This window comes from Variovorax guangxiensis, from assembly GCF_003952165.1.
GTDB lineage: Bacteria > Pseudomonadota > Gammaproteobacteria > Burkholderiales > Burkholderiaceae_C > Variovorax > Variovorax guangxiensis.
In genome coordinates, this window is sequence record NZ_RXFT01000001.1 from 749082 (window position 1) to 770684 (window position 21603).

23 protein-coding genes are annotated in these 21603 nt (G+C 67.1%); 14 read left to right on the top strand and 9 right to left on the bottom strand.

Annotated features, from left to right (window positions below):
• Positions 1-3 precede the first annotated feature (3 nt).
• The 6 genes from nusA to EJP67_RS03690 all read left to right on the top strand — a co-directional run bounded on the left by nusA (position 4) and on the right by EJP67_RS03690 (position 8734).
• Entirely contained in the window at positions 4-1497 is a 1494-nt protein-coding gene (gene nusA, locus EJP67_RS03665) for a transcription termination factor NusA (RefSeq protein WP_126019528.1), read from the top strand.
• Between the two features lie 24 nt (positions 1498-1521).
• Positions 1522-4485, top strand: a complete 2964-nt coding sequence (infB, locus tag EJP67_RS03670) for a translation initiation factor IF-2 (RefSeq protein ID WP_126019530.1) — start codon at positions 1522-1524, stop codon at positions 4483-4485.
• 117 nt (positions 4486-4602) lie between these two features.
• On the top strand, positions 4603-4974 hold the full coding sequence (rbfA, locus tag EJP67_RS03675; protein WP_019652808.1) for a 30S ribosome-binding factor RbfA: 372 nt from the start codon (positions 4603-4605) through the stop codon (positions 4972-4974).
• A 2-nt stretch (positions 4975-4976) separates the two neighbouring features.
• Positions 4977-5933 carry a tRNA pseudouridine(55) synthase TruB gene (gene truB, locus EJP67_RS03680; RefSeq protein ID WP_126019532.1) on the top strand — a complete coding sequence of 319 codons (957 nt, stop codon included), beginning with the start codon at positions 4977-4979 and terminating at the stop codon, positions 5931-5933.
• Positions 5930-7768, top strand: a complete 1839-nt coding sequence (gene typA / locus EJP67_RS03685; RefSeq protein WP_126019534.1) for a translational GTPase TypA — start codon at positions 5930-5932, stop codon at positions 7766-7768. Before truB ends, typA begins: the two co-directional genes overlap by 4 nt.
• 48 nt (positions 7769-7816) lie before the next feature.
• Positions 7817-8734 (top strand): DMT family transporter, encoded by a 918-nt coding sequence (locus tag EJP67_RS03690; RefSeq protein ID WP_126019536.1) that lies wholly within the window; start codon positions 7817-7819, stop codon positions 8732-8734.
• Between the two features lie 9 nt (positions 8735-8743).
• On the opposite strand, the gene EJP67_RS03695 is transcribed toward EJP67_RS03690, so the two are convergent.
• The 6 genes from EJP67_RS03695 to smpB form a co-directional block, all read right to left on the bottom strand.
• Positions 8744-10168, bottom strand: a complete 1425-nt coding sequence (locus tag EJP67_RS03695; protein WP_126019538.1) for a hypothetical protein — start codon at positions 10166-10168, stop codon at positions 8744-8746.
• A gap of 99 nt (positions 10169-10267) precedes the next feature.
• Positions 10268-10663 (bottom strand): COG4315 family predicted lipoprotein, encoded by a 396-nt coding sequence (locus EJP67_RS03700; RefSeq protein ID WP_126019540.1) that lies wholly within the window; start codon positions 10661-10663, stop codon positions 10268-10270.
• 94 nt (positions 10664-10757) lie between these two features.
• Positions 10758-11570, bottom strand: a complete 813-nt coding sequence (locus EJP67_RS03705; protein WP_126019542.1) for an anti-sigma factor family protein — start codon at positions 11568-11570, stop codon at positions 10758-10760.
• A 22-nt stretch (positions 11571-11592) separates the two neighbouring features.
• Positions 11593-12108 (bottom strand): RNA polymerase sigma factor, encoded by a 516-nt coding sequence (locus EJP67_RS03710; protein WP_126019544.1) that lies wholly within the window; start codon positions 12106-12108, stop codon positions 11593-11595.
• Positions 12109-12123: 15 nt separating this feature from the next.
• Positions 12124-12492 (bottom strand): COG4315 family predicted lipoprotein, encoded by a 369-nt coding sequence (locus tag EJP67_RS03715; RefSeq protein ID WP_126019546.1) that lies wholly within the window; start codon positions 12490-12492, stop codon positions 12124-12126.
• Positions 12493-12586: 94 nt separating this feature from the next.
• The gene (gene smpB / locus EJP67_RS03720) at positions 12587-13066 is read right to left on the bottom strand and encodes an SsrA-binding protein SmpB (RefSeq protein WP_126019548.1); all 480 of its coding nucleotides are present in this window, start codon (positions 13064-13066) and stop codon (positions 12587-12589) included.
• Positions 13067-13129: 63 nt separating this feature from the next.
• On the opposite strand from smpB, the gene EJP67_RS03725 reads away from it, so the two are divergent.
• Together EJP67_RS03725 and EJP67_RS03730 are read left to right on the top strand one after the other, a co-directional pair.
• On the top strand, positions 13130-13576 hold the full coding sequence (locus EJP67_RS03725) for a type II toxin-antitoxin system RatA family toxin (RefSeq protein ID WP_126019549.1): 447 nt from the start codon (positions 13130-13132) through the stop codon (positions 13574-13576).
• 8 nt (positions 13577-13584) lie between these two features.
• The gene (locus EJP67_RS03730) at positions 13585-13923 is read left to right on the top strand and encodes an RnfH family protein (RefSeq protein ID WP_126019551.1); all 339 of its coding nucleotides are present in this window, start codon (positions 13585-13587) and stop codon (positions 13921-13923) included.
• A 15-nt stretch (positions 13924-13938) separates the two neighbouring features.
• Here EJP67_RS03730 and EJP67_RS03735 read toward each other — a convergent pair whose 3' ends face one another.
• Positions 13939-14472 carry a DUF4124 domain-containing protein gene (locus EJP67_RS03735; protein ID WP_126019553.1) on the bottom strand — a complete coding sequence of 178 codons (534 nt, stop codon included), beginning with the start codon at positions 14470-14472 and terminating at the stop codon, positions 13939-13941.
• 128 nt (positions 14473-14600) lie between these two features.
• Between EJP67_RS03735 and guaB the strand changes: the two genes are divergently transcribed.
• From guaB to guaA, 4 genes are all read left to right on the top strand, one after another.
• Positions 14601-16070: an IMP dehydrogenase gene (gene guaB / locus EJP67_RS03740; RefSeq protein ID WP_126019555.1), complete on the top strand. Its 1470-nt coding sequence runs from the start codon at positions 14601-14603 to the stop codon at positions 16068-16070.
• 77 nt (positions 16071-16147) lie between these two features.
• The gene (locus tag EJP67_RS03745) at positions 16148-16396 is read left to right on the top strand and encodes a type II toxin-antitoxin system Phd/YefM family antitoxin (protein ID WP_093195299.1); all 249 of its coding nucleotides are present in this window, start codon (positions 16148-16150) and stop codon (positions 16394-16396) included.
• Complete coding sequence (locus EJP67_RS03750) at positions 16393-16827, top strand: type II toxin-antitoxin system VapC family toxin (RefSeq protein ID WP_165909540.1); 435 nt, start codon at positions 16393-16395, stop codon at positions 16825-16827. The genes EJP67_RS03745 and EJP67_RS03750 overlap by 4 nt, the downstream gene beginning before the upstream one ends.
• Positions 16828-16839: 12 nt before the next feature.
• On the top strand, positions 16840-18459 hold the full coding sequence (gene guaA / locus EJP67_RS03755) for a glutamine-hydrolyzing GMP synthase (RefSeq protein WP_126019557.1): 1620 nt from the start codon (positions 16840-16842) through the stop codon (positions 18457-18459).
• Between the two features lie 66 nt (positions 18460-18525).
• Here guaA and EJP67_RS03760 read toward each other — a convergent pair whose 3' ends face one another.
• Positions 18526-19137 carry a porin family protein gene (locus tag EJP67_RS03760; RefSeq protein ID WP_165909541.1) on the bottom strand — a complete coding sequence of 204 codons (612 nt, stop codon included), beginning with the start codon at positions 19135-19137 and terminating at the stop codon, positions 18526-18528.
• 339 nt (positions 19138-19476) lie between these two features.
• On the opposite strand from EJP67_RS03760, the gene EJP67_RS03765 reads away from it, so the two are divergent.
• Positions 19477-19932, top strand: a complete 456-nt coding sequence (locus EJP67_RS03765; protein WP_240650479.1) for a 2'-5' RNA ligase family protein — start codon at positions 19477-19479, stop codon at positions 19930-19932.
• Between the two features lie 104 nt (positions 19933-20036).
• A complete protein-coding gene (locus EJP67_RS03770; protein ID WP_126019563.1) occupies positions 20037-20531 on the top strand; it encodes a RidA family protein in 495 nt (164 codons plus the stop codon).
• On the opposite strand, the gene EJP67_RS03775 is transcribed toward EJP67_RS03770, so the two are convergent.
• Positions 20528-21598: a DUF72 domain-containing protein gene (locus tag EJP67_RS03775; RefSeq protein WP_126019565.1), complete on the bottom strand. Its 1071-nt coding sequence runs from the start codon at positions 21596-21598 to the stop codon at positions 20528-20530. The genes EJP67_RS03770 and EJP67_RS03775 overlap by 4 nt on opposite strands.
• Positions 21599-21603: the final 5 nt, after the last annotated feature.

Consider the following 21603-nt stretch of genomic DNA (forward strand, 5'->3'; position numbering starts at 1 on the left):
GGCATGAATCGCGAAATGTTGATGTTGGTGGATGCGATCTCGCGCGAGAAGAACGTCGAGCGTGACGTCGTCTTCGGCGCGGTCGAGTCCGCGCTGGCGCAGGCCACCAAGAAGCTCCATCAGGGCGATGTGGACATCCGCGTCTCGGTCGATCGCGACAGCGGCGACTACGAAACCTTCCGCCGCTGGCACGTCGTGCCCGACGAGGCCGGCCTGCAGCTGCCCGACCAGGAAATCCTGCTGTTCGAAGCCAAGGAAGAAATGCCCGACATCGAGGTCGGCGAGTACATCGAGGAGGCCGTCGACTCGGTGCCCATCGGCCGCATCGGCGCCATGGCCGCCAAGCAGGTCATCCTGCAGAAGATCCGTGACGCCGAGCGCGAAATGCTGCTCAACGACTTCATGTCGCGCGGCGACAAGATCTTCGTGGGCACCGTCAAGCGCCTGGACAAGGGCGACATCATCGTCGAGGCCGGCCGCGTCGAAGGCCGTCTGCGCCGCAGCGAAATGATCGCCAAGGAGAACCTGCGCAACGGCGACCGCGTGCGCGCCATGATCATGGAGGTCGACCTGACGCTGCGCGGCGCGCCGATCATCCTGTCGCGCTCGGCGCCCGAGTTCATGATCGAGCTGTTCCGCCAGGAAGTGCCCGAGATTGAGCAGGGCCTGCTCGAAATCAAGAGCTGCGCCCGCGACCCGGGCTCGCGCGCCAAGATCGCCGTGCTCTCGCACGACAAGCGCGTCGACCCGATCGGCACCTGCGTCGGCGTGCGCGGCACCCGCGTCAACGCCGTGACCAACGAACTGGCCGGCGAGCGCGTGGACATCGTCCTGTGGAGCGAAGACCCGGCCCAGTTCGTGATCGGTGCGCTGGCTCCGGCCAACGTGTCGTCGATCGTGGTCGACGAAGAGAAGCACGCCATGGACGTGGTGGTCGACGAGGAGAACCTCGCCATCGCCATCGGCCGCGGCGGCCAGAACGTGCGCCTGGCTTCCGACCTCACCGGCTGGAAGATCAACATCATGGACGCCAACGAGTCGGCCCAGAAGCAGGCGAGCGAAACCGACGCCAGCCGCAAGCTCTTCATGGAGAAGCTCGACGTCGACGAGGAGATCGCCGACATCCTCATCTCGGAAGGCTTCAACAGCCTCGAGGAAGTGGCCTATGTGCCGATCTCCGAGATGCTGGAGATCGAGGCCTTCGACGAAGACACCATCAACGAGCTGCGCGCGCGTGCCAAGGATGCGCTGCTGACCATGGAGATCGCCAAGGAAGAGGGCGTCGAGTCGCAGTCCGCGGTGTCGCAGGACCTGCGCGACCTCGAAGGCCTGAGCCCCGAGCTGATTCCCAAGCTGCACGAAGCGGGCGTGAACACCCGTGACGACCTTGCCGACCTCGCGGTCGATGAACTCACCGAGATCACCGGCCAGAGCGCCGATGACGCCAAAGCCCTCATCTTGAAGGCCCGCGAACACTGGTTCGCCGGCCAAGAGTGACGGTCATGGAGGCACGAAACCAATATGTCCAGTACCACTGTCGCCGAGTTCGCGAACGAGCTCAAGAAGACTCCCGAAACCTTGCTTGACCAGCTCAAGAGCGCAGGCGTGCCCAAGGCTTCCGCCGCCGACGCCCTCACCGAGGCCGACAAGCAGCGCCTGCTCGGCCACCTGAAGGCCAGCCACGGCACTGTCGAGCCCGAGCGCAAGAAGATCACGCTGACCAAGAAGTCGACCAGCGAGATCAAGCAGGCCGACTCCACCGGTCGCGCCCGCACCATCCAGGTCGAGGTGCGCAAGAAGCGCACCTTCATCCAGCGCGACGACGGCCACCTGGCCGCCGCCTCCGAGACGGCGCCTGCCGCCGTCGAGGCGCCCGCTGCGGCTCCCGCGGCCCCTCGCATCGACGAGGCCGAACTGGCCCGCCGCGAGGAAGAGGCACGCCGCCAGGCCGAACTGATCCGCCGCCAGGAAGAAGAACTGGCCGAGAAGCGCCGCCAGCGCGAGGAGGCCGAGGCACGCGAACGCGAGCAGGCCGAGAAGGCTGAAAAAGCCGAGCAGGAAGCTGCGCGCGCCGCCGCCGAAGCAGCCGAGAAGAAGGCTGCCGCTGCGGCCGCGGCTGCTGCTGCCGCCGCCAAGCCGGTCGCTGCCCCTGCGCCTGCGGCTGCCGCGGTCAATGCTGCCGCCGATGCTGCTGCTGCCGAAAAGGCAGCAGCCGAGCAGAAGGCCGCCCAGGCCAAGGAAGACGCGAAGGCCAAGGCCGCCGCCGAATCCAAGGCCCGCGCCGAGGAAGAAGCTGCGCGCGCCCGCGATCTGGACGAGCGCCGCCGCAAGGCCCTGGCCGAGGCCGAGGCCATCCGCGCCATGATGAACGCGCCTGCCCGCGTGCTGGTGCCGCACAAGGCGCCCGAGAAGCCGCAGGCCGAGAAGGCTGGTGGTGTCAAGGGCACGCTGCACAAGCCGACCGCTCCGGCAGCGCGCGCTGGTGCGCCCGCGGCTCCCGGCGCTGCAGCGGCTCCCGCCGCGCCCGGCAGCGGCAAGGAAGTCAAGTCCGCGAAGCTCTCGTCGAGCTGGGCTGGCGATCCGGCCAAGAAGAAGGAAATCAAGACCCGCGGCGACGCCAGCGGTGGCGTGGGCCGCAGCAACTGGCGCGGTGGCCCGCGCGGCCGCCGTGGCAACGACCGCGGAGGCCATGAAGAGCAGCACGTGCCGGCCGCACCGGTCGAGGCACGCGTGCTCGAAGTGCACGTGCCCGAAACCATCACCGTGGCCGAACTGGCGCACAAGATGGCCGTCAAGGCGCAGGAAGTCATCAAGCAGCTGATGAAGCTGGGCCAGATGGCGACCATCAACCAGTCGCTCGACCAGGACACCGCCATGATCCTGGTGGAGGAAATGGGCCACAACGCGGTGGTCGCCGCGCTGGACGACCCCGAAGCCTTCACCGACGAGGACGTGTCGGCGCAGATCGCCGAGCCGCTGCCGCGCGCTCCGGTCGTGACCGTCATGGGTCACGTCGACCACGGCAAGACCTCGCTGCTGGACTACATCCGCCGCGCCAAGGTCGCCGCGGGCGAAGCCGGCGGCATCACGCAGCACATCGGCGCCTACCACGTGGAAACCGAGCGTGGCATGGTGTCGTTCCTGGACACCCCGGGTCACGAGGCCTTCACGGCCATGCGTGCCCGCGGCGCGCAGGCCACCGACATCGTGATCCTGGTGGTGGCGGCCGACGACGGCGTCATGCCCCAGACCAAGGAAGCCATCAAGCACGCGAAGGCTGCTGGTGTGCCGATCGTGGTCGCGATCAACAAGATCGACAAGCCCGATGCCAACCTGGACCGCGTGAAGCAGGAACTGGTGGCCGAGGAAGTCGTGCCCGAGGAGTACGGCGGCGACGTTCCGTTCGTCGGCGTGTCGGCCAAGACCGGCCAGGGCATCGACGACCTGCTCGAGCAGGTCCTGCTGCAGGCCGAAGTGCTGGAACTCAAGGCGCCGGTGGATGCCGCCGCCAAGGGCCTGGTCATCGAAGCGCAGCTCGACAAGGGCCGCGGCCCGGTCGCCACCGTGCTGGTGCAGTCCGGCACGCTGAAGACCGGCGACGTGGTGCTGGCCGGCTCGACCTACGGCCGCGTGCGCGCCATGCTGGACGAGGACGGCAAGCCAACCAAGTCCGCGGGCCCGTCGATCCCGGTCGAGATCCAGGGCCTGACCGAAGTGCCGCAGGCCGGCGACGAGTTCATGGTGATGGGCGACGAGCGCCGTGCGCGCGAAATCGCCACCTACCGTGCCGGCAAGTTCCGCAACACCAAGCTGGCGAAGGCCCAGGCCGCGAACCTGCAGAACATGTTCACCGACCTGTCGGCGGGCGAAGTGCAGACGCTGCGCATCATCATCAAGGCTGACGTGCAGGGCTCGCAGGAAGCGCTGTCGCAGTCGCTGCTCAAGCTGGCGACGGACGAGGTCAAGGTGCAGGTGGTCTACGCCGGCGTTGGCGGCATCAGCGAAAGCGACATCAACCTCGCCATCGCCTCGAAGGCGGTCGTGATCGGCTTCAACGTGCGCGCCGACGCCGGTGCGCGCAAGCTGGCCGAGAGCAACGGCGTGCAGCTGAACTACTACAGCATCATTTACGACGCCGTGGACGAGATCAAGGTCGCAATGTCGGGCATGCTGGCGCCGGAGCGCCGCGAGGAAATCATCGGCTCGGCCGAAATCCGCACGGTGTTCGTTGCCTCGAAGATCGGTACGGTCGCGGGTTCGTACATCACCTCGGGTTCTGTCAACCGCAGTGCGCATTTCCGCCTGCTGCGCGACAACGTGGTGATCTACACCGGCGAGATCGACTCGCTCAAGCGCATGAAGGACGACGTGCGCGAAGTCCGCGAAGGCTTCGAGTGCGGTATCAAGCTCAAGAACTTCAACGACATCAAAGAGGGCGATCAGCTCGAGTTCTTCGAGATCAAGGAGATCGCTCGCACGCTGTAAAGCGCGCCGCGATATCGGGCTCATTGCCGCGTTGCAGCCGTCTTGCCGTACTGAAGTACTGTCTGCGCCGGCGCGCCTTGCACTGAGCCCGATCTCGCGACGCTAGTGATTTATCGAATGCCTAAGAAAAAAGCAGCCGCTCCCAACCGCGCCTTCAAGGTCGCCGATCAGATCCAGCGCGATCTGACGGAGTTGATCGCGCGCGAGTTGAAGGACCCGCGCGTGGGCATGGTCACGCTCCAGGCCGTCGAGGTCACGCCCGACTACGCGCATGCGAAGGTGTTCTTCAGCCTGCTCACGGGCGACGTGGCCGAAACGACCGAGGCTCTGAACCAGGCCGCAGGCTTCCTGCGCAACGGCTTGTTCAAGCGCCTGCATATCCACACCGTGCCGACGCTGCACTTCGTGTTCGACCGCACCACCGAGCGTGCGGCCGACATGAACGCGCTCATCGCACAAGCCGTCGCTTCGCGCTCGAAAGACGACTAGCCATGAACGCGCCACGCACAAGGGTGCAGCGGCGCCCTGTGCATGGGGTGTTGCTGCTCGACAAGCCGCTGGGTTTCTCCAGCAACCAGGCCTTGCAGAAAGCCAAGTGGCTGCTGCGCGCCGAGAAGGCGGGCCATACCGGCACGCTCGACCCGCTGGCCACCGGCGTACTGCCGCTGTGCTTCGGCGCCGCCACCAAGTTCAGCCAGCTGCACCTGGACGCCGACAAGACCTACGTGGCCACGGCACGCCTTGGCGTGAAGACGTCCACCGGCGATGCCGAGGGCGAGGTTGTTTCCCGGCGCCCGGTCCATGTCACCCCTGAGGACCTGGCACGCGTCGAGACGCAGTTCACCGGTCCGATCCGCCAGGTGCCGCCGATGCATAGCGCGCTCAAGAAAGACGGCAAGGCGCTGTACGAGTACGCCCGCGAAGGCGTGGAGGTCGAACGCGCGCCGCGCGACGTGGTCATCCACAAGCTCGGGATCCGGGCGATCGACGCCGACACCATCCGCATCCTCGCGTCCGTCAGCAAGGGCACCTACATCCGCACGCTCGGCGAAGACATCGGCGAAGCGCTCGGCTGCGGCGCGCACCTGAGCTCGCTGCGGCGCGTCGCGACCGGCGGCTTCGCCGAGGCCCAGTGCGTCACCATCGAGGCGCTGGAGGCCATGGACGAGGAGGAGCGCCTCGCGCAGCTCCTGCCGGCCGAATCGCTCGTGGGCGGCCACAGCCGCGTCACGCTGGGCACGGAAGATGCGGCACGCTTTCTTTCGGGCCTGCGCCGCCGGGGGGGCTGGGCCGATGCGGACGAGGTGGCCGTCTTCGGCGCCCAGCCGCCGGCCTTCCTCGGCACGGCCCACGTCAAGGCCGGCGAACTGATTCCGGGGCGCTTGCTGAACCCCATCGAAATCCAGCAAATTCTTTTGAACGCACAACAGACCGAAGCGACACCATGAGTACCAAGCAAATCCGCAATATCGCCATCATTGCCCACGTTGACCATGGCAAGACCACGATGGTCGACCAGTTGCTGCGCCAGTCGGGCACCTTCGCCGAGCACGAAAAAGTGGTCGACACCGTGATGGACAACAACGCGATCGAAAAGGAACGCGGCATCACCATCCTGGCCAAGAACTGCGCCGTGAGCTGGAAGGGCACCCACATCAACATCGTCGACACCCCCGGCCACGCGGACTTCGGCGGCGAGGTGGAGCGCGCTCTCTCGATGGTCGACGGCGTGCTGCTGCTCATCGACGCCCAGGAAGGCCCGATGCCGCAGACCCGCTTCGTGACCAAGAAGGCGCTGGCGCTGGGCCTGAAGCCCATCGTGGTGGTGAACAAGGTCGACAAGCCGGGCGCCAACCCCGACAAGGTGGTCAACGCCGCCTTCGATCTGTTCGACAAGCTCGGCGCGACCGACGAGCAGCTCGACTTCCCGGTGGTGTACGCCTCGGGCATCAACGGCTGGTCCTCGCTGGAAGAAGGCGCGCAGGGCGAGCAGTGGGGCCCCGACATGTCGGCCCTGTTCGACACCATCCTGAAGCACGTGCCCTCGCAGAAGGGCGACCCGGCCGCGCCGCTGCAGCTGCAGATCTCGGCGCTCGACTTCTCCACCTTCGTCGGCCGCATTGGCGTGGGCCGCATCAGCCAGGGCACGCTCAAGCCCATGATGGACGTGCTGGTCATGGAAGGCCCCGATGGCAAGACCATCAAGGGCCGCGTGAACCAGGTGCTGACCTTCCAGGGCCTGGACCGCGTGCAGGCCACCGAAGCCGGCCCGGGCGAGATTGTGCTGATCAACGGCATTGCCGACATCGGCATCGGCGTGACCGTCACCGACCCGGCCAACCCGGCTCCTCTGCCGATGCTGAAGGTCGACGAGCCGACGCTGACGATGAACTTCTGCGTCAACACCAGCCCGCTGGCCGGCCGCGAAGGCAAGTACGTCACCAGCCGCCAGATCTGGGACCGCCTGCAGAAGGAACTGCAGCACAACGTCGCTCTGCGCGTGAACGAGACCAGCGAAGAGGGCGTGTTCGAAGTGATGGGCCGCGGCGAACTGCACCTGACCATCCTGCTGGAGAACATGCGCCGCGAAGGCTACGAAATGGCCGTGTCCAAGCCGCGCGTGGTGTTCCGCGAAATCGACGGCGAGCGCCATGAGCCGATCGAGCTGGTGACGGCCGACATCGAGGAAGGCCACCAGGGCGGCGTGATGCAGGCACTGGGCGAGCGCAAGGGCGAACTGGTCAACATGGAACCGGACGGCCGCGGCCGCGTGCGCCTCGAATACCGCATTCCGGCGCGCGGCCTGATCGGCTTCACGAACGAATTCCTGAACCTCACGCGCGGCTCGGGCCTCATCAGCAACATCTTCGACAGCTACGAGCCGCACAAGGGCGACATCGGCGGCCGCAAGAACGGCGTGCTGATCTCGATGGACGACGGTGAAATCTTCACCTACGCGCTGGGCAAGCTGGACGACCGCGGCCGCATGTTCGTGAAGGCGAACGACCCGGTGTACGAAGGCATGATCGTCGGCATCCACAGCCGCGACAACGACCTGGTGGTGAACGCCACGCGCACCAAGCAGCTGACGAACTTCCGCGTCTCTGGCAAGGAAGACGCGGTCAAGATCACGCCCCCGATCGAACTCACGCTCGAATACGGCGTGGAATTCATCGAGGACGACGAGCTGGTCGAGATCACGCCCAAGAGCGTGCGCCTGCGCAAGCGCTTCCTGAAGGAGCACGAGCGCAAGCGCGCCAGCCGCGACCTGATGCAGGGCTGAGATCGAACGGCCGCTCGCAAGGCACTGTTCTTTTTCTTCTCTCTCTCCATGCGCCTGACGCACGGCGGCGCCGTCTGGCTGATGGTCGTCGTGACCCTGATGTGGGGCACGGCGGGCGTCGTCACGCGGCATCTGACGCAGGCGCACAGCTTCGAGATCACCTTCTGGCGCAGCCTCTTCACGACGCTGGCGCTGCTGGTGATCCTGCCGCTTTGGCGCGGACGCGCCGTGTTCTCCCAATTGCGCCGCGGCGGGCGCGAGATCTGGATCTCCGGCGTGTGCTGGGCCGTGATGTTCACGGCTTTCATGGTCGCGCTCACGCTGGCTTCGACGGCCAGCGTGCTGGTCACCATGTCGCTCGGGCCGCTGTTCACCGCGCTGGCGGCGCGCTTCTTCATCGGGCACCGGCTGCCGGCGCGCACCTGGCTGGCCATCGTGGTCGCGGGGGCGGGCATCGGCTGGATGTATGGCACGCAGCTGATGGCAGGCGGTGGCGGGTCGCTGGCCGGCACGCTGCTCGCGCTGTGCGTACCGCTGGCGGGCGCGGCGAACTGGACCGTGGTTCAGCACGCTCAGGCCAAGGGCCACAAGATCGACCTGGTGCCGGCAGTGCTCATCGGCGCGGTGATCACGGCGCTCTTCACGCTCCCGTTGGCATGGCCGTTCCGGGCCGGCGCGCACGATCTCGGGCTGCTGGCTTTCCTGGGCGTGTTCCAGCTCGCCATTCCGTGCGTGCTCTCGGTGCTGTGCGCCCAGGTGCTGAAGGCGCCCGAGGTCGCGCTGCTGGCCTTGCTGGAAGTGATCTTCGGCATCGCGCTGGCCTGGATCGGTGCAGGCGAACAACCCGCGCCAAGCGTGCTGGCCGGGGGCGCGCTGGTGATCGGCGCCCTTGTGTTCAACGAGCTCCTGGCGCTGCGCGGACGGCGCACCGCCGTTGCCGACACCGCGGTGCCGGGCGCGCACTGACTTTTTTCGCTACTGCCGCAGGCTGGGATTCGGTACGCCGATGCTGCCCATGCGCGCCTCGAGCACCTTGCGCATGAAGGTCTGGGCGAAATCGTCGCCCACGCGCCAGCCGCCGTTGTCGTCTTCCACGAAGGTGAATTCACCCTTGACCGGCAGGGAGCTGTCGCTGCCGGAAAGAGCGCTCATCAGGCTGTCGTTGTATTCGACGACCAGCGGGCAGGCATGGCCCGTGCCGTCCTCCAGCTTTCGGCAGGGGCCGGTGGGCTCGATCTCGGCAATTGCCCGCGAACGGTTGGGGTCCTTGCGCACGAGGCCGGAGTCGGTGCGCGGGCGCATGCGCGCGGCCGAGGCCGTCCGCGCGGAGCCGAGCGGCGCCGCGCCTTCGCGGAAAGCCTTCTCCATCGCCTCGCGGCCGATGGGCTCGGCGTTGTAGAGCGGCCGGCCGTCGGCGTCGAGATTCCCGAAGCGGGCCTCGACGACGGCCACATCCGCGCCTCGCACCACCATGTCGTCGCCCTTCGGTTCGGTGGGGCCGATGGTGTAGGCCATCGGCTCCCTGCTGTCGCCCTGAGTCATGACCGCGGTGCAGCCGCGGATGCGCTCCGGCTTGCGGTAGCCGACCTCGCGCATGCCGCCGACGGTGGGCGTTTCGATCACGGCTCCCGCGTCGGGATCGAGGCGGCGCATGCGCACGTCCATGCTCACGCGGCGCATGAGGCTGTCGAGCGTCTTTCGGGTGGACGCGGCATCGCAGGCGGGCACGCTGGCCGGAGCGAAGGCATACCAGCCGATCCCGCCGCCGATCACCGCCACCGCCACGGCGAACTTCAGCGCGCCGATGCGGCTGGTGCGTTTCTGGCGCGCTTGCCATGCCTTCACGGCCTGCTCGTCCGCCTCGATGAGTGCCTGCGCGCCGGCCACGATGCGCACGCGCTCGACGGCCGTGGCAAAGGCCGGCTCGGCCGCGACCTGGGCACGCAGGGCGTCGAAGCGCTCTCTTTCGAGCGGACCTTCCGTGGCCAGCCAGGCCAGCGTGGCGATGGGGGAGGCGGGCACGGTGCCCACGACGGGCGTTTCGATCAGCGCCATGTTGCGCGTCTCGGCGTCGATCAGGGAGTCCTTGCAGAGTGATTCGATGGCTTCGTGCGTGATTCCCTGTTCCGCGAGTTCGAAGAGGTCGTCGGCGTCGATGGCTGTGTCCGTGGCGTCGTCCCAGTGCGGGGCGTCCTCGTCGATACGGTCGACCGCGGCGTGCTGTTCTGCCTCGGTGACAAGGCCGCGCACGCGCATCCATGCCAGTGCATGGGCCGGGCTCGGCAGCGCAGGGAGTGCGGCGGTCTCGGGGTGGGCGAGCACGGCGTCGTGCTGCGCATCGCTGATCAGGCCCTGGTTCAGCAGGGCGCGGAACGCGTCCAGGTTGGCGTCGGGAGTCATGCGGGGATTCTGCCGTGTGCGGCGCCGGCCCCGTACGGGGGGAACCGGCAAGAAAAACGCCGGCGGGAGCCGGCGTTTGCAAGTCGAGCCTGATGTCGATCAGGGACGGGCGATCTTCCAGGCGCCGTTCGCGAAGCCGTCGCCGGTCTTGTCGCCTGGCTTGGCGTCCTTGGCCCAGTAGTACAGCGGCCAGCCCTTGTAGGCCCACTGGCGCTTGCCGTCTTCGCGAATGATGATGGTGTAGCCACCGATGGGCTTTGCGGTGTCGGCCACGCCCAGCGGAGGCCAGTTGGCGGCGCATTGGCCGTTGCAGGCGGAGGTACCGGCACCGGCGGTGTCCTTGGTGAAGGTGTACAGCGTCATTCCGTTCGGCCCGACCAGCACGCCGTCGGCGGTGCGGGTGGGCGTGTCGGGTGCGCTTGCGGTCTTGTTGGACATGCTGCCGCAGCCGGCAAGCAGGGCCGCCGCGAGGATCGAGGCGCTGAGCAATTTCATGCAGTTTCTCCTTCGGTTGAAAAATCGCGAAAACCAGGGCCGGTGGCGAAGCACCGGACGAGGGGGATGCGCGAGCCGGCAGTTTATGCGGTCATCAAGACAGATCGCGGTAGGCCAGCGTCGCAAGTTTGAGCAAAAGGTCGCGCGGCAGCTTGCCGGCGATGGCGTAGCCGAAGCCCTGGTCCACCCAGTAGAAGCTCGGCACGGGGCCCTCGGAGGCGAAGCGGAAGGCGGTTTCGTTGCCGGCGGGGCCGCCGGCGGCACGCGCGTCGAGGGTGCCGACGTAAAGCGTCACGCGCTCGCCGGCGGCATCCTCGAACATGAACTGCGCGCGCGCGCCGGTCTCGCCGGGCAGCAGGCGGCCGCCGACCAGCGTGTAGCCCTGGCTGGAGAGATCGGGCACCTTCAGCGGCCGGTCGAGGCGCCTGGAGAGCCACTGCACCAGATGCTGCTGCTCGGACGCGGCCACTTCGACGGGGTGCCGTTTTTCGGGCGCATAGACGGCATGGGCCACCGAGGCGTCGTGCACGAATTCGCGCAGGGCCGGCGCTCGGGCCAGCTGCGCGCCTGCGTGCGGCGCGGACCACCGGGCCCATTGCGCATTCCCGATCCAGCCGGCGGCGAAGGCCACCAGCAGGCCGGCAGCCAGGCCACCCCAGCGCATCCAGGAGCCGCCTGGGTTGCGATCGAGCGCGCCCATCAGCGGCGTGGGAATGGGCGTATCGAGCAGCTCGCGGTGCAGCCGGCGCAGCGCATCGCGCTGCGAATGCCACGCCGCGACCTTGGCGGCCACGGCGGGATCGCGCGCCATCGCAGCCTCGACCGCCTCGCGGCGATCGGGGGCCAACTGGCCGTCGACCCAGGCATGCAGTTCGTCTTCGGTAGGGGGCGGGGCGGGGCGGTTCATGGTCTTGCTGCGGTGGGGTCGTTCACTTGAGACGGCGCAGGCCCGGGCGTGCCGGGGCCGATGCGCCATCCATCAGCTCCTGCAGCCGGACGCGGGCGCGCGAGAGGCGCGACATCACCGTGCCGACGGGAACGCCGAGCACCTTGGCGACCTGGGCGTACGACAGGTCTTCGAGCGTCACCAGCAGCAGCACGGCACGCTGCTCCTCGGGCAGTTGCATCAGGCAGCGCTGCAGGTCCAGGCCCGTGCCCTGGTCGCGGCCGGGATCGGCGAGGCCCTGCACCTCGTGCGCCACGTCGTCGAGCGGCACCACAGCGTGGGGCGGCGGCGTGCGCCGCACCTGGCTCGCGAAGATGTTGTGCATGACGGTGAAGAGCCAGGCGCGCAGGTCGCTGCCCACCACCCACAGTCGCCACTTGCCGCAGGCGCGCTCCAGCGTGTCCTGCACCAGGTCGTCGGCCGCCCAGGCATTGCCCGTGAGCGCTCGCGCGTAGCGGCGCAGGCTCGGGATGTGCTCTACGAGCAGGCGGGCGTCCATGGGGTGGCTGGCTGGTCAGGGCCTGGCGGTCTTCCAGGTGCCGTTGACGCCGTCACCGGTCTTGTCGCCAGGCTTCGTGTCCTTGGCCCAGTAGTACAGGGGCCAGCCCTTGGCGGCCCATTGCTTCTTGCCATCGTCGCGCGTGACGATGCTGAAGTCGCCGCTGGGCTTGTCGCCATCGGCCGCCATGAAGGGCGGCCAGTTGGTGGCGCAAGCGCCGTTGCAGACCGACTTGCCGTTGCCGGCCGTGTCCTTGTCGAACGTGTAGAGCGTCATGCCGTTCGGCCCGACGAGCGCGCCGTCGGCGGGCTTGGGCTGGGCGAAGGCGGGGACCGCGAGAACGGCGCTGAGCAGAACGGCCGAAGATGCTCGGAAAGGCGACATGGAGAACTCCTTGTGTTGGCGACACCGGCGTTCCGGTGACATCCGCACAAACGCCCGCGGCCGGGCTTTTATTCCGCCGCCTTGCAAAAAAAGTTCAGCGGTTGCGGCTCTTCATTGCGCGCTCGACCTCGCGCTTGCCTTCGCGGTCCTTGATGGTGTCGCGCTTGTCGTGCTCGGCCTTGCCCTTGGCCAGCGCGATCTCGCACTTCACCTTGCCGGCCTTCCAGTGCAAATTGAGCGGCACCAGCGTGTAGCCCTTTTGTTCGACCTTGCCGATCAGGCGGCGAATCTCGTCCTTCTTGAGCAGCAGCTTCTTGGTGCGCACCGAGTCCGGGTTGACGTGAGTGGAGGCGCTCTTGAGCGGGTTGATCTGGCAGCCCAGCACGAAGAGCTCGCCGTTGCGGATCACGACGTAGCCGTCGGTCAGCTGCACCTTGCCTTCACGCAGCGATTTGACTTCCCAGCCTTCCAGGACCATGCCGGCCTCGAAGCGCTCTTCGAAGAAATAGTTGTACGCAGCCTTCTTGTTGTCTGCGATGCGGGAGGAGGAGGTATCTTGTTTTTTGGTGGCCATGACTCGGAAATATGGGGGCTGCATGGCTTCAATACAATCCGTCGCGCACGCTGTGCCGATTCTATGAAAACAGTCAACAAGTCCGTCCTCATCTGGTACAGCGCCGAAGAGATGTATGCGCTCGTCACCGATGTGGCCAAGTATCCGCAGTTTCTTCCGTGGTGCGACAAGTCGCGCGTCATCGAGGAAGACGAGGCCGGCATGACGGCCGAAGTCGGTCTCGCATTCGCCGGCCTGCACCAGAGCTTCACCACCCGCAACACTCATGTTCCGGGGCGTGAGGTGCAGCTGAAGCTGGTCGACGGCCCGTTCTCCAACCTCGACGGCAAATGGAAGTTCACGCCCGTGGGCGAGCAGGGCGAGCGGGCCTGCCGCGTAGAGCTGCACCTGAGCTACGGCTTCAGCAACTTCGCCCTGCAGGCGCTCGTGGGCCCCGTGTTCGACACCATCGCGTCCAGCCTGGTCGAGGCCTTCGTCAAGCGCGCCGAGCAGGTCTACGGCTCGTCCTGAGCGCGACGATGACCATCGAGGTCACACTGAGCTGCTCGCCCGCGCCCCGCGAGGTGTTCGAGCAGGTGCTGCATCTTCCTTCCGAGGCGACACTGGCCGATGCCGCGAAGGCCAGCGACCTCTCGCAGCGCTTTCCGGATCTCGATTGGCGCCACGCCATGACGCCCGGTATCTGGGGCAAGGCCGTGGACTGGGACCAGACGCTCAAGGACGGCGATCGCGTCGAGCTGTGCCGGCCGCTCACGGTCGATCCGAAAGTGGCGCGCCGGGAGCGCTTCCAGCGCCAGGGTGCGCGGGGCACCGGCCTGTTCGCGAATCGCCGCAAGGGCGGCAAGGCCGGTTATTGATCGTGTGACCGCGGCTTACTTGCAGTCGCTGTTGATCACGTCCTGGATGCGCTTCTGCTCGGCGGCGCGGGCGTTGTCATCCATGATCTCGCGCTCGCCCTTGGCGTTGACCCGCGCGAGGCGGATGCCGCTGTCGACCGTGGCCTTGCTCTGGCGGGCGAGGGCGCAGTTGTCGGCCTTGGCCTTGGCCACCTTGGCTTCTTCGGCGGCCTGCTTGGCCTTCTGCTCGGCTTCGGCTTTCTTGGTCTTTTCCTCGAGTTCCTTGTCCACGCCGGTGGGCTTCGGCGCTGCGGCGGCCTTCGGCGCGGCAGCGGGGGCTTCGGCGGTGCCTTCCGCGGCCGGTGGCGCGTCGACGTTCGGGTTGGCGGTGGAGCGCGCCGCGGGCGGCGGGCCCACGCGGCGCAGGATGTTCTTCTCGGGCACGTCGGGCGGCGGGGCCTGGTCGCTGAAGACCTTCTTGCCGTTCTTGTCGAGCCATTGCCATTGGGCGCTTGCCGACATCGGCAGCGCAACGACACATCCCAGTACCAGCCAGTGCACGAATTTCATCCCTGAAGTTTAGCCGGGCCTTACTTTTTGCAACATCCGGATAGGGTGGTTTTGCAACGTTCGTCAATCGCCCGCGCCGGCAAACCCATTGGCGGCCTCGTTACAATCCTTCTTTTGGAGCCTCACCCATGCGCCTTCTCGGCAAAGCGCTGACCTTCGACGACGTGTTGTTGGTGCCAGCCTTCTCCCAGGTCCTGCCCAAGGACACCTCCCTCGCCACCAAGTTCTCCCGCAACATCACGTTGAACCTGCCGCTCGTTTCCGCGGCCATGGACACCGTGACCGAAGCCCGCCTCGCGATCGCCATCGCGCAGGAAGGCGGCATCGGGATCGTGCACAAGAACCTCACCGCGCAGCAGCAGGCCGCAGAAGTGGCCCGGGTGAAGCGCTACGAGTCGGGCGTGCTGCGCGATCCGGTCGTGATCACGCCGACGCACTCGGTGCGCCAGGTGATGGCCTTGTCCGACCAGCTCGGCATCTCGGGCTTCCCGGTGGTCGACGCCGGCAAGGTGGTCGGCATCGTCACCGGCCGCGACCTTCGCTTCGAGAGCCGCTACGACGTGCCCGTCAGCGAGATCATGACGCGCCGCGAGAAGCTCATTACCGTGCCCGACGGCACTACGCTTGCCGAGGCCAAGGCGCTGCTGAACAAGCACAAGCTCGAGCGCCTGCTCGTCATCAACGGCGACTGGGAGCTCAAGGGCCTCATCACCGTCAAGGACATCACCAAGCAGACCAGCTTCCCCAACGCCGCGCGCGACGCCAACGGCCGCCTGCGCGTGGGCGCCGCGGTCGGCGTGGGTGACGGCACCGAGGAGCGCGTCGAGGCGCTGGTGAAGGCCGGTGTCGACGCCATCGTGGTCGACACCGCTCATGGCCACAGCGCCGGCGTGATCGAGCGCGTGCGCTGGGTCAAGAAGAACTATCCGCAGGTCGACGTGATCGGCGGCAACATCGCCACCGGCGACGCCGCCCGCGCGCTGGCCGATGCCGGCGCCGACGCGGTCAAGGTCGGCATCGGCCCCGGCTCCATCTGCACCACCCGCATCGTGGCCGGCGTGGGCGTACCGCAGATCATGGCGGTCGACAGCGTCGCCACCGCACTGCAGGGCACGGGCATTCCGCTGATCTCCGACGGCGGCGTGCGCTACTCGGGCGACATCGCCAAGGCCATCGCAGCCGGCGCCAGCACTGTCATGATGGGCAGCATGTTCGCCGGCACCGAAGAGGCTCCGGGCGAAATCGTGCTGTACCAGGGCCGCAGCTACAAGAGCTACCGCGGCATGGGCTCCATCGGCGCGATGCAGCAGGGCAGTGCCGACCGGTACTTCCAGGAATCGACCACCGGCAACCCCAACACCGACAAGCTGGTGCCCGAAGGCATCGAAGGCCGCGTGCCCTACAAGGGCTCGATCGTCTCGATCGTCTACCAGATGGCCGGCGGCGTGCGCGCCAGCATGGGCTACTGTGGCTGCGCGACCATCGAGGACATGCAGAACAAGGCCGAGTTCGTCGAAATCACCACGGCCGGCATTCGTGAGAGCCACGTTCACGACGTGCAGATCACGAAGGAAGCGCCGAACTACCGCGCTGATTGACCACAATCTGGCCAGACCTTGAAAGTCAGGCCAGACTGGGGTTAAAATTTGGGCCAGATTCAAATTTTCTGGCCCAAATGCAATCCATCGGCATCGCCGAAGCCAAGAACAACTTCTCCGCCCTGATCGACTCCGTCGAAAAGGGCGAGGAGGTTCGCATCACCCGCCACGGCAAGGAAGTCGTGCGCATGTTGCCGGTGCGCCGCAAGCCGGTCATCACCGACGAGCAGATCGAGCGCGAGCTCGGCCAGATCGACGCGCTCCACGCCACCATCCAGCCCGGGCCGCAGCCGCGTGCCCTGCTCGACGAAGGGCGCCAGCAATGACGGCCTTCGTCATGGACGCCTCGGTCACCGCCGCATGGCTCTTGCCAGACATGGCCAGCAAGCACACCCGCAGGCTCTACGCCGCCATCCGCCGCGACGAGGTCGAGCCGCAGGCGCCCAACGCCTGGCAATGGGAGTGCGCCAACATCCTCGCCAATGGCGTGCGCAGCGGCCGCATTCCGTCGTCCGCCGTGGAAGGACTGTGGAGCGTGCTCGACGCCATCCGCCACCGGGTCGAACTGCACGAGCTCGCGCCGGCCCAGCACAAGGCCGTGCTCGCCGTGGCCATCGACGCCGGCATCTCGCTCTACGACGCGGGCTATCTGTGGCTCGCCAAATCGCTCAATCTCCCGCTCGCCACCTTCGACGAGCAACTCATCCAGGCTGCACCCCAGGCGGGAGTGAAGCTGCTCGACATTTCAACGCTCTGAGTCCCAACGCCCATGCAACACGACAAGATCCTCATCCTCGACTTCGGCTCGCAGGTCACGCAGCTCATCGCACGCCGCGTGCGCGAAGCCCATGTGCTGAGCGAAGTGCATCCCTGCGACGTCACCGACGAATGGGTGCGCGAGTACGCCGCCGACGGCCACCTCAAGGGCGTGATCCTCTCCGGCAGCCACGCCAGCGTGTACGAGGAAACCACCGACAAGGCCCCGCAGGCCGTGTTCGACCTGGGCGTGCCCGTGCTCGGCATCTGCTACGGCATGCAGACCATGGCGCACCAGCTCGGCGGCAAGGTCGAGGGCGGCCACAAGCGCGAGTTCGGCTTCGCGGCGGTGCGCGCCCACGGCCACACCGCGCTGCTGAAGGACATCGCCGACTTCACCACGCCCGAGGGCCACGGCATGCTCAACGTGTGGATGAGCCACGGTGACAAGGTCACCGAACTGCCGCCGGGCTTCAAGCTCATGGCCAGTACCGACAGCTGCCCCATCGCCGGCATGGCCGACGAGGCGCGCCGTTACTACGCGCTGCAGTTTCACCCCGAAGTGACGCACACCGTGCAGGGCAAGGCGATCATCGATCGCTTCGTGCTCGGCATCTGCGGCGCCAAGCCCGACTGGGTCATGCGCGACCACATCGCCGAAGCCGTCGAGAAGATCCGCGAGCAGGTGGGCGATGAAGAAGTCATCCTGGGCCTCTCGGGCGGTGTCGATTCGAGCGTGGCCGCCGCGCTCATCCACCGCGCCATCGGCGACCAGCTGACCTGCGTGTTCGTCGACCACGGCCTGCTGCGGCTGAACGAGGGCGACATGGTCATGGAGATGTTCGAGGGCAAGCTGCACGCGAAGGTGATCCGCGTCGACGCCAGCGATCTCTTCCTCGGCAAGCTCGCGGGCGTGAGCGACCCGGAAGCCAAGCGCAAGATCATCGGCGGCGAGTTCGTCACCGTGTTCAAGCAGGAAGCCGCGAAGCTCAAGGCGGGCGGTGGTGGACACAAGGGCGCGACCTTCCTGGCGCAGGGCACCATCTACCCCGACGTCATCGAGTCGGGCGGCGCCAAGAGCAAGAAGGCCGTCACCATCAAGAGCCACCACAACGTGGGCGGCCTGCCCGAACAGCTCGGTCTCAAGCTGCTGGAGCCGCTGCGCGACCTGTTCAAGGACGAAGTGCGCGAACTGGGCGTGGCCCTCGGCCTGCCGCCCGAAATGGTGTATCGCCACCCGTTCCCCGGTCCCGGCCTGGGCGTGCGCATCCTCGGCGAAGTGAAGAAGGAATACGCCGACCTGCTGCGCCGCGCCGACGCGATCTTCATCGAGGAGCTGCGCAACTTCACCGACGAAGCCACCGGCAAGACCTGGTACGACCTCACCAGCCAGGCCTTCACCGTATTCCTGCCCGTCAAGAGCGTGGGCGTGATGGGCGACGGCCGCACCTACGACTACGTGGTCGCACTGCGCGCCGTGCAGACCAGCGATTTCATGACCGCCGACTGGGCCGAGCTGCCGTACGCGCTGCTGAAGAAGGTGTCGGGCCGCATCATCAACGAGGTGCGCGGCATCAATCGCGTGACCTACGACGTGTCGAGCAAGCCGCCGGCGACGATCGAGTGGGAGTGACGAACGACGCAACGCGGCTGCGCTGATGCAGGGCCGCGTCGATCAGGCCTCGGAAGAAGCGGACTTTCAGAAGCTCGCCTTCAAACCCACCGTAAAGATCCCGCCCTTCGCCTGCTTCGACAGCTTGCCGAAGTAGTCGTAGTCCGCGGCGACCGACAGGTTCTGCGTCATGCGGTACTCGGCGCCGAAGCCGGCCATCATGCCGGTCGAGCTGCCCGAGATGCGCTGGTTGGGCAGCACCCAGTTGTTGTCGCCGGAGACGCGCCCGCGCGCGATGCCCAGGCGCCCGTTGAGCGCGAAGGATTCGCCCAGCGGCAGCCGGGCGGTGGCGGCCGCGTAGAAGACCTGGCCGGTGCCGGACTGCAGTCGTGAATAGGCGCCGTTCGAACTCCACTGGCTCACGCGGCCAAGGCGTGCATAGCCGGCTTCGACGCCAAAGGTTTCGGTGAAGCGATACCCGCCGTACAGCTTGTAGGCCGTTGCGCTCTTGCTGCTCTTCTCGCCGCCCCATGGCACGGGCACGCGGTTGGAGGACGAGAGGCTGTAGCTCGAACGGCCGATGGCGCCGCCTACATAGATGCCGGAGTCCTGGTTCTGGCCGGCGGCGCTCGCAGTCATGGAGACGGTACCTAGCAGAATGGCTGCTGCGAGGACGGTGCAGGCTTGCGTTTTCGTCAAGATGAAGTTCCTGGATGGATGGTTGATTGAGATCGATCGACAGGTGGCTTCCGTGCATCGACTGCCGCAGTGCCACCAGCGTGAGACGATTCTCGAAACGCAGCCTGAAGGAGTGCTTGTCGCTTGCTGAAGAGCAGATGAAGGGCGCATGCCATGGGCGATGATCGAGGCATGTCAGATCAGCTTCTTCTTCCCGGTATCGAGCCTCCGCCCAAACCCTTGCCACGCCCTCGGAGCAAAGCGCGCAGCAGCAAGGCTCCGGCGCCGGAGCACTCTCTCTTCTTCGCAATTCTTCCGGGCCCGCAGGATGCCGCTTCGATCGCCGCGCTGGGCGAGCGCATGAATTCGCAGCACGCACTGAAAGGAACATTGGTAGCGGCGCATCGCCTGCACGTCACGCTCTTCGATCTGGGCGAGTACGCAGAGGTGCCGGCCGACAAAGTCTCGTTGGTCACGAAGGCAGCCGCCTCGGTGCCGCCTCCCGCGTTCGACATCGTCTTCGAGAAGGCGATGAGCTTCGCCAAGGGCGCGCTCGCGCTGTGCTCCGACGACGAGGAGGGCACCTCCGCGCTCAAGGCCTTCAGGCAGCGCCTGGGCGAGGCGCTCGCCGATGCGGGCCTGAAGCCCGCGCGCTCTTTCACGCCGCACATGACGCTGGCCTACGCACGGCGCAAGCTCGAGAGGCATGCGCTCGAAGCACCGGTCCGGTGGTCGGCTGGCTCTTTGGTGCTGATCGACAGCCATGTGGGCGAGGGCGTGCACGAAGTGCTGGGCCGTTGGCCCGATGCGGCCTGAAAAGATGGAGCCCTGCGCTCTGTTCTGCCTCGCATCGACGCCTTCTGTATCTGTTTCGTCTCGCACGCGCTGATGACAATGGCACTCCCTTTCACGGAATCGACATGACAGCAGAAATGACCCGGGACCAGATCGCAGACCAGATTGCCGCCGAGCTGGGCCACAGCTTCGACGGCGAGATCATTGCCGGTGGCCATTACGTGCCGCTGGTGCGCGACGGCCGCACGATCTACCTGAGCGGCCAGGTGCCGCGCGTGGGTACCACGGTGGTTGTCACCGGTCGCGTGGGCGATGCGGTGTCGCTCGACAAGGCGCGCGAGGGCGCACAGATCTGCGCATTGCGCAGCCTCGCGCTGCTGCGGCGCGCGCTCGGCTCGCTCGAGGCGGTGGAGAAGGTCCTGCGCGTCGGCGTGTTCGTGCAGTGCACGGCCGATTTCACGCAGCACAGCGAGGTGGCCGACGCCGCTTCCGACCTGCTGCACCGCGTTTTCGGCGAGGCCGGCGTGCACGTGCGCACGGCGGTCGGCGTCTACGCGCTGCCGAAGAACGCGACCGTCGAGGTGGAGATGACGGTCGCCGCGAAGCACAACATCGGCTAGCGCGGCGCGATGGCCAGGATGTCCCGCGCCAGCTGCGCGATCGTCAGCGGCGCGCAGCCTTCGGCGTTGTTGCTCACGGTGACGAAGGCGTTCTGGCCCGCGCGGGTGGTGCCGGCAATCACCTTGGCGAGCGCGGCGCGCGTTTCCGGATCCGGGTCGACGATCTTGTCGAAGGGGCCGTAGAGCTTTTCGGCGTCTTCGTACCCGAAACGGCCGTGGCGCCGGTGCAGGTTCCAGCGGCACACCAGCGGACCGGGCCACATGGCACGCAGCATCGGAAGCTGGTCCTCGATCGGCGGCATCTTCGCGTGCAGGCCCATGCAGAAGGTGGCGCCCACGCTGCGCAGCATTTCGGCGAAGGCGGGGTTCAGCAGTTGCGGGTCGCGCACTTCGACGGCGATCACGGCGTCCGGCGCGGTCGACGAGATGTCGGGCAGCGATTCGAGCATCGCCGCGATGCGCGCCAGCAGCGCGGGCTGGTCGGCCAGGATGTGCCCCGGAATCGGGCTCAGCTGGAACACCAGCACGCCGATGCGATGGCCCAGCCCTTCGAGCGCGGGCAGCACGAATTCCTGCCGCGCGATCTCGCTGCTGAGGAACACCGGGTTGGCCTGCATGCCGCGGCCGCTTTCGTCGCGCACCGTCGCGTCGGTCACCAGGCTCGGCGCCTTCACCATGAAGCGGAAGTCGTCGGGCACCATGCCCGCGTAGCGTGCGTACTGGCTGGCGGTGAGGGCGCGGTAGAAGTTGCGGTCCACGCTCACGGTGCGGAACAGCGGATGCTTCGCGAGCGCCGAGAGACCGTTCTTCGAGAGCACTGTCTCGGCGTATTCGCCGTCCCAGACCAGGTTGGCCCAGCCGGGGTAGCTCCACGATGAGGTGCCGAGGCGCAGGTTGGGCGGCAGCGCAGCCGCCAGCTCGACCAGTTCCGGATCGCTGGGCGCGGGCTCGACCGTGGCGGCGCGCGGCTTCTTCTTCGCGGCTGGCTCGGCGGGCGGCGGCGCGGCCGAAGGAGCGTCCTCGGGGCGCGGAAGATCGGGAAAGAGGGAGTCCTGTACGTCGGCCATGGCTG